Source organism: Streptomyces sp. Je 1-4 4N24 (assembly GCF_026239515.1).
In the GTDB taxonomy this organism is placed as follows: domain Bacteria; phylum Actinomycetota; class Actinomycetes; order Streptomycetales; family Streptomycetaceae; genus Streptomyces; species Streptomyces nigrescens.
Genome location: NZ_CP110836.1, coordinates 539,594 through 555,495 on the forward strand (window position 1 = coordinate 539,594; position 15,902 = coordinate 555,495).

At 71.8% G+C, this 15,902-nt stretch carries 1 protein-coding gene; it reads right to left on the bottom strand.

Translation table 11 applies throughout. The features are described from left to right. Positions 1–50: 50 nt before the first annotated feature. Positions 51–15,836, bottom strand: coding sequence for a type I polyketide synthase (locus SLV14N_RS02390; RefSeq protein ID WP_369292827.1), 15,786 nt, complete (start codon positions 15,834–15,836; stop codon positions 51–53). Positions 15,837–15,902: the final 66 nt, after the last annotated feature.

Sequence of the window (15,902 nt, forward strand, 5' to 3'; positions counted from 1 at the left end):
CACGTGGTGGTTCCGGTTGTTCCGCGGCCGGCGTCTCATGACATGCCGAGTCATGACATGCCGAGGTCGTTGTCGATGAAGTCGAAGATCTCGTCCGCGGTGGCGGAGTTGATCCGGTCGCTCACCCCGGCGTCGTCCGTCGCCGCCGCGTCGGCGTCCTCCTGCTCGTGCCACTTCGCGAGCAGCAACTGCAGCCGGGAGGCGATCCTGGCCCGCTGCGGATCGTCCTGCGCCACGTCGGCCAGCACGTCCTCCAACCGGTCCAGCTCGGCGAGCGCGGGCAGCGCCCCGGCCGTGCCCCCCGCCGCGACCTGCGTCCGCAGATGGCGGGCGAGGGCCGCAGCGGTCGGATGGTCGAACAGCAGCGTGGCGGGCAGCTGGGTGCCGGTGGCGAGACCGAGCCGGTTGCGCAGCTCGACGGCCATGAGCGAGTCGAAGCCCAGCTCGCTGAACGCCCGCTTCGGGTCGATCGCGTCCACCGAGTCATGCCCGAGGACGCCGGCGACATGGGTGCGGACAAGGGTGGCAAGGACGCGTTCCTGGTCCGCCTCGCTCCGCCCGGCCAACTGCGCGCGCAGTGCCTGGAGACCGCCCGGCCGGTCACTGTCAGCGGACTCGCTTTCCGGGACTGCCCACCGGGCCTCCGGCAGGTCGGAGAACAGCGCGCTGGGCCGCACCGACGTGAAGCCGGGTACGAACCGCGCCCAGTCCACATCGGCAACGGTCAGCGTGGTGTCGCCGCGGGTGAGTGCCCGCTCCAGCGCGTCGACCGCGAGCCGCGGGTCGAGCGGGCTCATACCGCCCCGGGTGAGGCGCTCTGCCAGTCGCTCGTCACCTGCGGTTCCGGCCGCCATGCCGGCGCCGGCCCACGGCCCCCAGGCGAGGGAGGTGGCCGGCAGGCCGAGGGCGTGCCGGTGCTGGGCGAGGGCGTCCAGATAGGCGTTGGCGGCGGCGTAGTTGGCCTGGCCGGTCGCCCCCGTCGTACCGGCGAAGGACGAGAACAGCACCAACGGCGTCCGTTCGTCGGCCAGTTCGTGCAGGTGTGTCGCGGCTGCCATCTTGGACCGCAGCACGGCGTCCAGGCGCGTACCGTCGAGCCCGGCGATCAGCCCGTCGTCGAGCACACCCGCGGCGTGGAACACGGCATCGACGGGATGCTCGGCCAGCAGCCGTGCCAGCGCCTCACGGTCGGCGGCATCGCAGGCGACCACCGTCATCCGGGTTCCGCGGGCGGTGAGTTCGGCTCGCAGTTCGGCCGCGCCCGGGGCCTGCGGGCCGCGTCGGCCCGCCAGGATCAGGTGCTCGGCGCCCCGGTCGGCCAGCCGGCGGGCGATGTGTGCGCCGAGCGCACCGGTGCCTCCGGTGACCAGGACGGTCCCGGCACACGCCCACGGCTCCTCGGTGCCGGGTCCGGTGCCCCCGGTCCGGGCCCGGACCAGCCGCCGGACGAACACACCCGAGCCGCGTACGGCGACCTGGTCCTCGCCCGGACCGGCTTCCAGTACCGCGCAGAGCCGCTCCACGGCCCGCTCATCGGGCTCCGCGGGCAGATCGACCAGACCGCCCCAGCTCTGCGGCTGCTCCAGCGCGGCGACCCGCCCGAAGCCCCAGACCGCGGCCTGTACGGGGCACGGCACGGCCTCGCGCTCCCGCACCGCCACGGCGCCGGTGGTGGCGCACCACAGCGGTGCGGCGGAGCCCAGGTCATCGAGGGCCTGGACCAGGGCCAGCGTCGCGGCGAGTCCGCCGGGCGTGGCGGACCGGCTCGGATGCGGCTCCTCGTCGGTGGCCAGCAGTGACAGCACCCCGTCCACCGGGCCGGACTCGCCCAGCAGTGTGCCCAGTTGGTCGCCGAGCGACCTGCGGTCGGCGTGGCCGCAGTCGATCTCGACCGGGATGACCGCGGCCGCACCATGGGCGGTGAGCCCGGCCGCGAGCGCCGTCTCCCAGGCACGGCCGCCGCGGCCCGCGGGGAAGGCGAGCAGCCAGGTGCCGGACAGCACGGGAGCCGGGGCATCGGCGGCCGGCCGCCAGGTGACCCGGTATTCCCAGCCGTCGGCGACGGTGCGTTCGCGCTGCTCAGCGCGCCACGAGGACAGCGCGGGCAGTACGTCGCTCAGCGGGGCGTCACCGGCCAGGTGGAGACGCTTGGCCAGTTCGCCCGGGTCGGCGTTTTCCACCGCGGTCCAGAACTGGTCGTCCACCGTCCGCGCCGGGACCGTCCCGGTCTGCGGACCGGCCGGCTCCAGCCAGTACCGGCGGCGCTGGAAGGCGTAGGTGGGCAGCTCGACAGGGCGCGCCCCCTCGCCGTACAGCGCGGCGGGCCCGGTCCCGAGACCGCGCACCTGCAATCGTGCCGCGGCCTGCAGGGCGCTGTGTGCCTCGGGCCGTTCGCGCCGCAGGACGGGGAGTGCGGCGGTGTCCTCATCGGGCTCGCGCAGGCTCTCCCATGCCAGGGCCGCCAGGGCGCCGTCGGGCCCCAGCTCCAGATACGTCCGTACTCCCTCGGCCTCCAGGCGGCGGATGCCGTCACCGAAGCGGACGGCCTCCCGCACCTGCCGCACCCAGTACGCGGGCGAGGTCAGGTCGGCGTCGGCCGCCGGTTCCCCGGTGAGGTTGGAGACGACGGGCAGACGCGGCGGTGCATAGCGCACACCCCGCGCGATCTCGCCGAACTCCTCCAGCATCGCTTCCATCAAGGGAGAGTGAAACGCATGGCTGACCCGCAAACGCCTAGTCTTTCGTCCCCGCTCGGCCAGCTCTCCGGCGATCTCGGTGACCACGTCCTCGGCGCCGGAGACGACGACGGCCGACGGCCCGTTCACCGCGGCGATCCCCGCCCGGTCCGCCCGGCCCTCCAGCAGGGGCAGCACCTCTTCCTCGGCGGCCTGTACGGCGATCATGGCGCCGCCCTCCGGCAGTGCCTCCATCAGCCGCCCGCGGGCAGCGATCAGCCGGCACGCGTCCCGCAGGGTCAGCACCCCGGCCGCATGCGCGGCGGTCAGCTCTCCGATGGAGTGGCCGATCAGGGCATCGGGCCTGATCCCCCACGATCCGACGAGCGCGTGAAGTGCCGTCCCCACGGCGAACAGTGCGGGCTGGGTGTAGGCGGTGCGGTCGAGCAGCGCGGCCTCGGGCGTGCCCTCGTCCGCGAAGACGAGGTCGCGCAGCGGCCGTTCGAGGTGGCGGTCGAACTCCGCGCAGACCTCGTCGAACGCCGTCGCATAGGCGGGGAACCGCTCGTAGAGCTCGCGTCCCATGCCGGCGCGCTGGGATCCCTGGCCGCTGAACAGGAAGGCGAGCTTTCCGCCGGTGTCCGCCCGCCCGCGCACCAGCTCCGCCGAGTCCTCCCCGCGGGCGAGCGCGGCCAGGCCCTTCAGGAACGCCTCCCGGTCCTCGGCGATCAGCGCCGCCCGGTGGTCGAAGGCGGCCCGGGTGGTGGCGAGCGCGTACCCGACATCGTGTACCGGCAGGTCCGGGCGGTCGGTGAGGTGGGCGCGCAGCCGCTTCGCCTGGTCGCGGAGTGCGGCGGCGGACCGGGCGGACAGCGGCCAGACGACAGGCCCCGGCTGACCGCCGGGCCCGTCCTGTCCGGCGCGGGCGGTGTCGGCCCGACCGCTGTCGGGAGAGGTTCCCTCGGCGGGTCCACCGTCTGCCGCCCCGTACTGTTCGAGCACCACATGCGCGTTGGTGCCGCTGATCCCGAACGAGGACACGGCGGCCCGGCGCGGCAGTTCGCGCTGCGGCCACTCCACGGGCCGGGTCAGCAGCCGCACCTCGCCGGCCGACCAGTCGACGTGGGAAGAGGGCTCGGTGACATGCAGCGTGCGCGGCAGTACGCCCTTCTGGAGCGCCAGCACCATCTTGATCACACCCGCCACACCCGCGGCCGCCTGTGTGTGCCCGATGTTCGACTTCACCGAACCCAGCCACAACGGCCGGTCCGGCTCGCGGTCCTGGCCGTAGGTGGCGATCAGCGCCTGTGCCTCGATCGGATCGCCCAGCGACGTCCCGGTGCCGTGTGCCTCGACCGCGTCCACCTCATGGGCATCGAGTCCGGCGTTGGCCAGTGCCGCCCGGATGACCCGCTGCTGGGAGGGGCCATTGGGGGCGGTCAGACCGTTGGACGCCCCGTCCTGGTTGACCGCGGACCCGCGGAGCACGGCGAGCACCGGGTGTCCGTTGCGCCGCGCGTCCGAGAGCCGCTCGACGAGGACGATTCCCGCGCCCTCGCCCCAGCCGGTGCCGTCCGCGTCGTCGGCGAATGCCTTGCACCGCCCATCGCCCGCCAGCCCCCCTTGCCGGCCGAATTCCACGAAGGCCCCCGGAGTGGCCATCACGGTCACCCCGCCCGCGAAGGCGAGATCGCACTCCCCGAGCCGCAGGGCCTGTGCGGCCAGATGCAGCGCCACCAGCGACGACGAGCACGCCGTGTCGACGGTGACGGCGGGGCCTTCGAGGCCGAAGGCGTAGGAGACCCGGCCGGACGTCACACTGGTGGCATGGCCGGTGAGCAACTGGCCCTCGCTGCCCTCGGGCAGGGTGTGTGCGGCCGAGCCGTAGCCCTGGTAGTTCGTCCCCGCGAACACCCCGGTGCGGCTGCCGCGCAGCGCCGCCGGGTCGATGCCGGCCCGCTCCAGTGCCTCCCATGAGATTTCGAGCAGCAGGCGCTGCTGCGGGTCCATGGTGGCCGCCTCACGCGGTGAGATGCCGAAGAAGTCCGCGTCGAAGTCACCGCTGTCGTGGAGGAATCCGCCCTCGACGCAGGCCGCGTCGTCACCGGTCTGCCAGCCCCGGTCGGCCGGCAGGGGCGACAGCGCGTCCACGCCGTCGGCCAGCAGCCGCCAGAACTCCTCCGGGCTGCCCGCCCCTCCTGGGAACCGGCAGCTCATGGCGACGATGGCGAGCTGCTCCTCCCCGGTTGCCGGCTGCCCTGCCACGGCGACCGGGGCGGCAGCCGCCTCGCCGGCTCCGAAGAGCTCGGTGCACACATGGCGGGCCAGCGCCACCGGCGACGGGTAGTCGAAGACGAGCGTCGCCGGCAGCCGCAGACCGGTCGCGGCGCCCAGCCGGTTGCGCAGCTCGACGGCGGTGAGCGAGTCGATGCCCAGACCGCGGAAGTCCCGTGCGGGCTCGACGGCGTCGGGGCCGGTGTGCCCGAGCACCAGCGCTACCTGCGCACGGACGAGTTCCACTACCGCCGGCTCCCGCTCGGCGGCCGGCAGCGCGGCCAGCCCGGTCCGCAGGCTCTCCGCCGCGTCACCGGCGGCAGCCGACGCAGCCGAGCGCCGGGCGGACCCGGTCACCAGACCACGCAGGAGGGCCGGCGGCGCGGAGTGCGGTGCCCGCAGCGCCGCGTGGTCGAGCCGCACGGGGGCGTACACCGGTTCAGCCGTACGGAATGCGGCGTCGAACGCCGCCATGCCCTGCTCGACCGTGAACGGCACCATGCCACCACGCGCCATGCGCTGCAGATCGGCATCCGTCAGCTCGCCGGTCATCCCCGCACCGGGCGCCCACGGACCCCACGCGAGTGAGGTGGCAGGCAGGCCGATGCCGTGCCGGGCCTGGGCGAACGCGTCCAGGAAGGCGTTCGCCGCCGCGTAGTTGCCCTGCCCCGAGCCGCCGAACATTCCGGCGACGGAGGAGAAGACGACGAACGCGGCCAGGTCCTCGTCCCGGGTCAGCTCCTGCAGTGCGCTCACCGCGTCCGCCTTCGGCGCGAGCACGGTATCCAGCCGCTCGGGCGTCAGCGAGGACAGCACACCGTCATCGAGCACCCCGGCCGTGTGCACGACCGCGGTGAGCGGATGCTGCACCGGTACGGAGCCGAGCAGCCCGCGCAGCGCCTCGCGATCAGCGGTGTCGCAGGCAGCGACGGTGACCTCGGCGCCGAGGGCGGTGAGTTCGTCGCGCAGCGCGGCGGCGCCCGGAGCCCGCGGACCCCGGCGACTGGACAGCACCAGATGGCGGACCCCGTGCTCGGCCACCAGATGCCGGGCCACCAGCGCGCCCAGACCACCCGTCCCGCCCGTGACCAGGACCGTTCCCTCCGGATCGAGGGGCACCGGCATGGTCAGCACGACCTTGCCGACGTTCTTGGCCTGGCTGAGGTGGCGGAATGCCTCGGGGGCCTTCCGTACGTCCCACGCGGTGAGCGGCAGGGGCCGCAGCACGCCCTGCTCGAAGAGGCCGACGAGTGCCGTCAGCATCTCCCCGATCCGCTCCGGACCGGCGTCAAACAGATCGAAGGCCTGGTAGCGCACGCCCTCGTGCGCGGCCGCGACCTCCTGTGCGTCACGAACGTCGGTCTTGCCCATCTCCAGGAACCGCCCGCCCCGCGGCAGCAGCCGCAGCGAGGCGTCCACGAACTCCCGCGCCAGGGAGTCCAGCACCACATCCACACCCCGGCCACCGGTCGTCTCCAGGAACGACCGCTCGAAGTCCAGCTCACGCGAGGAGGCGATATGCGCCTCATCCAGACCCGAGCCGCGCAGCGTCCCCCACTTCCCCGGACTCGCGGTACCGAACACCTCCGCACCCAGGTGCCGCGCCAGCTGCACCGCGGCCATCCCCACACCGCCCGCGGCGGCATGCACCAGCACGGACTCGCCCGCCCGGAGCTCCCCCAGGTCCACCAAGGCGTAGTAGGCCGTCAGGAACACCACCGGAACCGACGCCGCCTGCGCGAACGACCAGCCCTCGGGTATGCGGGCGAGGGTGCGCGCATCGGCCACCGCGAGCGGACCGAAGGACCGGGTGAACAGCCCCATGACCCGGTCGCCCGGGGAGAACCCGGTCGCTCCCGGACCGACCTCGGTGACCACTCCGGCGCCCTCGATCCCCAGCGCCACGGCGTCACCCGGGTACATACCGAGTGCGTTCAGTACATCCCGGAAGTTCAGACCGGCGGCACGCACCGCGATCCGCACCTGCCCCGCACCCAACTCGGCCTGTGCTGCGGGCACTTCGGCGAGGTGCAGGTTCGCCAGCGTGCCCTTCTCCGCGATGTCCAGGCACCACGCCCCGCTCTCCCCGGGCACCGGCAGCGCATCCGGCCGTACGTGCCTGCTGAACCTCGGGACGTACACCTGCCCGGCGCGTACCGCCAGTTCGGGCTCGTCGCAGGCGAGTGCGGCGGGGAGCACGGCGAGGGACTCGCCCGCCCCGTCCAGATCGACCAGCGTGAAGCGGTCCGGGTGCTCCGAACGCGCCGCCCGGACGAGCCCCCACACGGCGGCCAGCGCCGGGTCCGGTCGCCGTTCGTCCACGGTGACCGCGCCCTGGGTGACGACGACCAGCCGGGCCGCGGCGAACCGCTCCTCGGCCAGCCATGTGTGGAGCAGCGCGAGCGCCCGATGGGTCGCGGTGTGCGCTGCGGCGGCCGGGTCACCATCAGGAGCGTCCAGCCGCAGCAGGACGTGGGAAGGCACCCCGTCCCGGGGAAGCGACACGAGGTCCGGGTATACGGGCGCGCCGATCGCGGACCCGTCGAGCCGGCCGCCGACGCCGTCGCAGACGTCGACGACCGCATCAACGGATACCGCGGGCACAGTGGGCCCGCCGGCCCCGGAACGCTCCGGCAGCGGGATCCAGTCCATCGTGTGCAGCGCGGTGTCCTGCCCGCCCGCCCTGGCCTGGGCGATCCCGTCGGCCGACACCGGCCGCAGGACCAGGGAGTCGATCGTCGCGACGGGTCCGCCCGAGGCGTCGGACAGCTCCAGGGCGACCGAGTCGGGACCGTTCACGGACAGCCGGGCACGCAGCACCGACGCCCCGGACGCGTGCAGGGTCACCCCCGACCAGGAGAAGGGCAGCCTGCCTTGGCTCTCGTCCGTCCGGCCCTCGTCCGCCCGGTCCGACTCCACGAGTCCGAGTGCGTGCAGCACCGCATCCAGCAGCGCCGGGTGCAGCCCGAAGCCGGCCGCCTCGGGGGCGGCGCTCTCCGGAAGTTCGACCGAGGCGAACAACTCGTCACCGCGGCTCCATACCTGACACAGACCACGGAAGACCGGCCCATAGCCGAACCCCGCTGCCGCCAGCCCCTCATACAGCCCGTCGACGGAGACGGGCTCCGCACCGGCGGGCGGCCACTGGGACTGGTCCGCCCCGGGCGCCGCGCCGTCCATGGCGAGTACGCCGACGGCATGGCGTACCCATGGCTGGTCGGCCTGCGCATCCTGCGGCCGGGAGTAGACGTTCAGCGTCCGGCGCCCGGTCTCGTCCGCGGCCCCGACGGCCACCTGGAGCTGTACGGCACCCCGCTCCGGCAGGACCAGCGGCGCCTGCAGCGTCAATTCCTCCACCTGCCCGCAGCCGACCTGATCCCCGGCACGGACGGCCAGCTCCAGGAAGGCGGTGCCGGGGAGCAGGATCGATCCCGAGACGACATGTTCGGCGAGCCAGGGCTGGGCCGCTGCGGAGACCCGCCCCGTGAACACCACGGCGCCGCCCTCGGCCGACCCGTACACGCTGTCCAAGCCGTCCGTACCGCCCGTGCCGCCCACGCTGCCGGCCAGGGAGACGGCAGCACCCAGCAAGGGGTGCCGCGCGGACACCAGCCCGGCAGAACCGAAATCCCCGGCCGGCAGGCCCGTGAACCGGGGCCAGTAGCGCTGGTGCTGGAAGGCGTAGGTGGGGAGGTCGACGGGGGTGACGGGGGTGACGGGGGTGGGGGCGGGAGTGGGAGTGGGGGTGGGGGTGGGGAAGACGGTCTGCCAGTTGATGGCGATGCCGTGGGCGAATGCTCGCCCGGCGGCGGAGAGCACCGCGGATATCTCCCCGCGATCGTCGCCGCGCAGGGTGGGGATGAGGACATGGCCCGCGTCCGGATCCGCATCCATGTCACCGTCGACGCAGCCCTGTGCCATGACGGTGAGAGTGCCGTCCGGCCCGATCTCCAGGAACCGGGTCACGCCCTGCTGCTCCAGCCGCCGCACTCCGTCGGCGAAGCGGACCGCTTCCCGGACGTGCCGCACCCAGTAGTCAGGGGACGTCAGTTCTTGTGGTGCGGCGAGTTCGCCGGTCAGATTCGACACCACCGGGATACGGGGTTCCCCGTACGACACGCTTTCCGCGACGGCACGGAACTCGTCGAGCATCGGCTCCATCAGCGGGGAATGGAAGGCATGACTCACCTGGAGCCGCTTCACCTTCCGGCCCTCGGACTCAAAACGCCCGGCGATCTCCGCCACCGCGGATTCCTCACCAGAGACCACGACCGACCGCGGACCGTTCACCGCGGCGACACTCACCCGCTGCTCCTGGCCCTCCAACAGCGGCAACACCTCGCCCTCCGACGCCTGAAGCGACACCATCGCCCCACCCACCGGCAACGCCTGCATCAACCGGCCACGGGCCGCCACGAGCCGGCACGCGTCTTCCAGCGACAGCACGCCCGCCACATAAGCGGCCACCAACTCACCGATGGAATGACCCATGAGGTAGTCGGGACGGATGCCGAACGACTCGACGAGCCGGAACAGCGCCACCTCCACCGCGAACAACGCCGGCTGAGTGAACCCCGTCCGATTGAGCGGTTCGACCTCGTCACCGAACACCACGTCCTGCAACGGAGTCGCCAACTCGCCGTCGAAGTACGCACAGACGGAGTCAAAAGCATCGGAGAACACCGGGAAGGCGTCATACAGCTCCCGGCCCATCCCCAACCGCTGCGCACCCTGCCCGGTGAACAGCAGAGCCAGTCGCGCTTCGGGCGCGGCCAGGGCGCTCACCACGGAAGCGGCTTCGCCCCCTGTGGCCAGGGCCCTGAGTCCGTCAACCAGCGCACTGCGCTCGGCGCCGAGGACGACGGCCCGGTGTTCAAACGCCGAACGCGTCGTGGCCAGGGCAAACCCCACCTCCGGCGCGCCGAGTTCAGGCCGCGCCTCCACATGCGCCAACAACCGCTGCGCCTGCGCCCGCAGCCCCTCCCGACTCCGCGCCGACACCACCCACGGCACCACACCCACACCGCCCACCGGCCGGGCTTGCGCGCTCTCCTCCACCGGAGCCTGCTCGATCACCACATGCGCGTTGGTGCCGCTCACACCGAACGCCGACACCCCGGCCCGACGCAGCCGCTCCCCCTCCGGCCACGCCACAGCCTCGGTGAGCAGCCGCACGTTGCCGGCCGACCAGTCCACATGCGACGACGGCTCATCAGCGTGAAGAGTCTGCGGCAGGATGCCGTGCTGCAACGCCAGCACCATCTTGATGACACCGGCCGCGCCCGCGGCCGCCTGCGTATGACCGATGTTCGACTTCACCGACCCCAGCCACAACGGCCGGTCCGGCTCGCGGTCCTGACCGTACGTCGCCAGCAGCGCCTGCGCCTCGATCGGATCGCCCAGCGACGTCCCCGTGCCATGTGCCTCGACCGCGTCCACATCCGACGGCGAGAGTCCCGCACCGGCCAGCGCCTGACGGATCACCCGCTGCTGCGAAGGACCATTCGGCGCCGTCAGACCATTCGACGCACCATCCTGATTCACCGCACTGCCACGCACCACCGCCAACACCCGGTGCCCGTTACGCCGGGCATCCGACAGCCGCTCCACCACCAGCACACCAGCGCCCTCGGCCCAACCAGTGCCATCCGCAGCGTCCGAAAACGCCTTGCAGCGGCCATCAGCAGCAAGGCCGCGCTGCCGGCTGAATTCGATGAACGCCCCCGGCGTCGACATCACGGTCACACCGCCGGCCAGCGCCAGATCACATTCGCCCGAGCGCAGGGACTGCACCGCCAGATGCAAGGCGACCAGCGACGACGAACACGCCGTGTCCACCGTCACCGCCGGCCCCTCAAGACCCAGCGCATACGACACCCGACCCGACACCACAGCTGCCGCATTCCCGGTACCGAGATAGCCGTCCTGACCTTCTGGTGTGCTCAGCAGCAGGGCGGGGTAGTCCTGGCCGTTGGAACCGACGAAGACCCCGGCCCGGCTCCCCCGCAACGTCTGCGGATCAATGCCGGAACGCTCAAGCGCCTCCCAGGAGGTCTCCAGCAGCAGCCGCTGCTGCGGGTCGATCGCGACCGCTTCACGTGGGCTGATACCGAAGAACGCCGGGTCGAACCGGTCAACCCCGCTGACGAATCCGCCATGGCGCGAGTAGCTCTTCCCGGGCTGTCCCGGGGTCGGGTCATAGAGAGCATCGAGGTCCCAGCCACGGTCATGAGGAAGCTCGGAGATTGCGTCCTCCGCCCCGGCCACCAGCCGCCACAGGTCCTCAGGGCTTGCCACGCCACCGGGAAGCCTGCAGCTCATCCCGACGATGACCACCGGATCGTCCGCGGTGGATGCCATCACCGGCAGATCAGATGCCGCGTCCGTCCCGGTCCCGAACAGCTCATTGCCCAAGTAACGCGCCAGATCGACCGGCGTCGGATAGTCGAAGACGACCGTGGCAGGGAGCCGCAGGCCGGTCTCGGTGTTCAACCGGCCCCGCAACTCCACGGCGGTCAGCGAGTCGAAGCCCAAGTCCCGGAAGGCGCACCGCGCTTCCAGCGATTCCGGCTTGTGGTAGCCGAGGACCGCTGCGGCGTGAGTACGCACCAGCTCCAGCAGCGCCCGCTCCCGCTCCACAACCGACAGCCCCGCCAACCGCCCCCGCACTACACCAGAACCCTCACCAGCGGCGCCGGCAGCCAACGCCGCCCGCACCTCCGGCAGATCCTCCAGCAACGGACTCGGACGGGCACTGGTGAACGCCGGAGCGAACCGTTCCCACTCCACATCCGCCACCACCACCGAACCCTCACCCGCACCAACCGCCGCCTCCAACGCCGACACCGCCAACGCCGGATCCAACGCCTTCAACCCACGACGCAGCAGATGCTCCTCCGCACCCTCCACACCAGCCATACCGCCACCGGCCCACGGACCCCACGCCACCGCACAACCCACCACACCCCGCGCACGACGCGCCTCAACCAACCCCTCCACAAAGGCGTTCCCCGCCGCATACGCCCCCTGACCACCACTCCCCCACACACCAGCAACCGACGAGAACACCACAAACGCATCCAGCACCCGATCGCGCAGGGCCTCGTCCAGCACCACAGCACCGTTAACCTTCGCCCCCATCACCTCACCAAAATGCTCCGCATCCGCCTCACCCAACGACACGGAATCCACCACACCCGCCGCATGAACCACGGCATCCACCACACACCCGGACAGCAACTCCTGGACTGCGTTCCGATCCGCGATGTCGCAGGCCGCCACCGTCACCCGAACCCCGAGCGCGGACAGCTCCGACTCCAACTCCGACGCGCCAGGGGCCTCCAGGCCCCGACGACTGGTGAGGATCACATGCTCGGCACCGCGTTCAGCCGCCCAACGCGCCACATGGGCACCCAGCGCGCCGGTACCACCCGTAATCAACACCGTCCCCCGCGGCCGCCAACCATCAGCCGGTTCGCCGGGAGCCGGGGCGTGCGCCAACCTCCGCCCGAACACACTCGACGCCCGCACCGCCACCTGGTCCTCAACACCATGCGCCAGCACACCAGCTAGCCGGCCCGACACCCCGCCATCCACCAACTCCGGAAGATCCACCAGACCACCCCAACGATCCGGCAACTCCAAAGCCGCCACCCGACCCAAACCCCACACCGCCGACCCCGCCGGATCCGGACCACCATCCGACCGACCCACCGCAACAGCCCCCCGCGTCACCACCCACACACGCCCACCCACACCCGCATCACCCAACGCCTGCACCACCACCGCAGTACGCACCACATCCGCCGCACCCACCACCAACACACCAGCAACCGGCTCCCCACCGGCCGCCCCAGCCACCGCACCCAACCGCGCAGCCAACCCACCACGCTCCAGGTCCACGGCACACTCCACCCGCTCAACCCGCACACCACACCCCGAAAGCCCCTCCACCACAGCCTCGGACCACACGTCCCCAGCTACCACCACCGCAAGCCAACGCCCAGCCGGCACCCCACTCGACTCCGCCACCAGCGGCTTCCACTCCACCCGATACCGCCAGCCGTCCACCACCGACCGCGCGGGCCGCTCGGTCGCCGCGGCCGTGGATTCCAACCAGTAGTGCTCGCGCTGGAACGCGTACGTGGGCAGATCCACCCGGCGTGCCCCGGTACCGGCGAAGAACGCAGCCCAGTCGAGCGGTGTGCCTGTCGCGAAGGCGCCGGCCACCGCCGACATCAGAGAGGTGGTCTCCGGCCGGTCCGCCCGCATGGAGGCGAGGCACACCCGCTCCGTTTCCTCGTCGTCCGAGTCCGCGAGGCAGGCTTGTGTCATCGCGGTGAGCGTGCCCCCCGGCCCCAGTTCCAGGAACCGCGTCACACCGTGTTCTGCGAGCCAGCGGACTCCATCGGCGAAGCGGACGGCCTCACGGACATGCCGCACCCAGTAGTCAGGAGACGTCAGCTCCTCCGCCGTGGCGAGTTCACCGGTCACATTGGAGACCACCGCAAGACGCGGCTGCTCGTACACGACGCTCTCCGCGACCGCGCGGAACTCGTCGAGCATCGGCTCCATCAATGGCGAGTGGAAGGCATGGCTGACCTGGAGCCGCTTGACCTTCCGCCCCTCGGACTCGAAACGCCCGGCGATGTCCGCGACCGCGGACTCCTCACCGGCTATGACGAGCGAGTTCGGACCGTTCACCGCGGCAATACTCACCCGCCGCTCACGGCCTTCCAGCAGCGGCAACACCTCGGCCTCGGTGGCCTGGAGAGATACCATCGCCCCACCCGCCGGCAACGCCTGCATCAACCGCCCACGCGCCGCCACCAGACGGCACGCATCCTCCAGCGACCACACCCCCGCCACATACGCAGCCACCAACTCACCGACGGAATGGCCAACCAGATACTTGGGCTTGATCCCCCAGGATTCGACCAGGCGACAGAGCGCCACTTCCACGGCGAAGAGCGCGGGCTGGGTGAATGCGGTCCGGTGCAGAGCGTCGGTGTCGGTGTCGGCGTCGGTGTCGGTGTCGGCGTCGGTTTCCTCGCTGAAGAGGATGTCCTGCAGCGGTCGTTCCAGGTGAGTGTCGAGGAGTGCGCAGGTCTCGTCGAACGCCGCGGCGAACGCGGGGTATGCCGCGTACAACTCCCGTCCCATAGTGGCGCGTTGGGTGCCCTGTCCGGTGAAGAGGAAGGCAGTGGCGCCTCGCGTCGTGCGGCCGCGTACCACGTCGGCACTCGCACCGTCGGGGCCGTGGGTGGCTAGTTCCTCCAGGCCACGCAGGGCCGCGGCCCGGTCCTCCGCGAGGACCACGGCGCGGTGTTCGAACGCGGTCCGGGTGGTCGTCAGGGAGTGACCGACATCGGTCAGGTCCAGCTCGTCCTTCGTGACCCGTGCCAGCAGTTGCGCCGCCTGTGCACGCAGAGCGTTCGCGCTACGGGCGGACACCACCCAGGGCACGAGGGGGAGTGACCGGACAGGCTCGCCGTCCTCCTCCGGTGCCGGGGTGTCCTCGGCCGCCGGTGCCTCCTCGATGATGGCGTGGGCGTTGGTTCCGCTGATGCCGAACGAGGAGACCCCGGCGCGGCGCGGGTGTCCGTCCGGCGCCCAGGGCATCGCCTCGGTCAGCACCTCGACGTCTCCGGCCGTCCACTCGATGTGCCGGGACGGCTCGGTGATGTGCAGGGTTTTGGGCAGTGTGCCGTGGTGCATGGCCATGACCATCTTGATGACACTGCCGACGCCGGCCGCCGACTGGGTGTGGCCGATGTTGGACTTGAGCGAGCCGAGCCTGAGCGGCCCGTTGCCCGCCCGGTCCTTTCCGTATGTGGCGAGCAGGGCCTGGGCCTCGATGGGGTCACCCAGCGAGGTACCCGTCCCGTGGGCGTCGACGGCGTCGACCTCGCTCGGCGTCAGTCCGGCCCGGGACAGCGCGGACCGGATCACCCGCTGCTGCGAGGGACCGTTGGGTGCGGTCAGGCCGTTGGACGCACCGTCGGAGTTGATGGCCGTACCCCGGACGACGGCCAGTACCGGATGGCCGTTCTTCCGCGCGTCGGAGAGCCGCTCGACGAGCAGCATGCCGGCGCCCTCCGACCATCCGGTACCGTCCGCATCGTCGGAAAACGGCTTGCAACGGCCGTCCGCCGCGAGGCCTCGCTGCCTGCTGAACTCGAAGAACATGGCCGGGGTGCACATCACGGCGACCCCGCCGGCCAGCGCCAGATCGCATTCGCCGCGACGCAGCGCATGACAGGCCCAGTGCAGGGCGACCAGCGACGAAGAGCACGCCGTGTCGACCGTGACGGCCGGGCCCTCCAGGCCGAGGGTGTAGGCGATCCGACCGGAGGCCACGGACGTGGCGTTGCCGGCGAGGAGCAGCCCTTGTACGCCTTCAGGGAGGTCGGACACGCCGACGCCGTACCCGGAGGTGGCGGCGCCGACGAACACTCCGCCGTTGGCGCCGCGCACCGAGGCGGGGTCGATGCCCGCGCGTTCGAAGGCTTCCCAGGCCACTTCGAGGAGCAGGCGTTGCTGTGGGTCGGTGGCCAGCGCCTCGCGCGGGCTCATGCCGAAGAACGCCGGGTCGAAGTACCCCGCGTCGTGCAGGAAGCCGCCTTCGCGCACGGAGATCGAGCCGGGCTTTCCCGGGTCCGGGTCGTAGGCCGCGTCCACGTCCCAGCCCCGGTCGACCGGGAAGTCGGAGACGGCGTCTCCCCCCTCGGCGACCAGCTGCCACAGGTCTTCCGGAGTGCGCACACTGCCGGGGTAGCGGCAGCTCATCGCGACGATGGCGAGGGGTTCCTGGTCCCTGCCCTCGGCCTCGCGAAGCTGGCGACGGGTCTGCCGAAGCTCGGTCGTCACCCGCTTCAGGTACTCCATGTACTTCTCGTCGTCAGCAGCCACCAACGTCACATCCTCGAGCAAAGCCGAGCGGTTCCCCGCGTC

Coding starts and splice junctions, on each gene's coding strand:
- SLV14N_RS02390 (WP_369292827.1), bottom strand. CDS start 15,836: ATGGAGTACCTGAAGCGGGTGACGACCGAGCTTCGGCAGACCCGTCGC.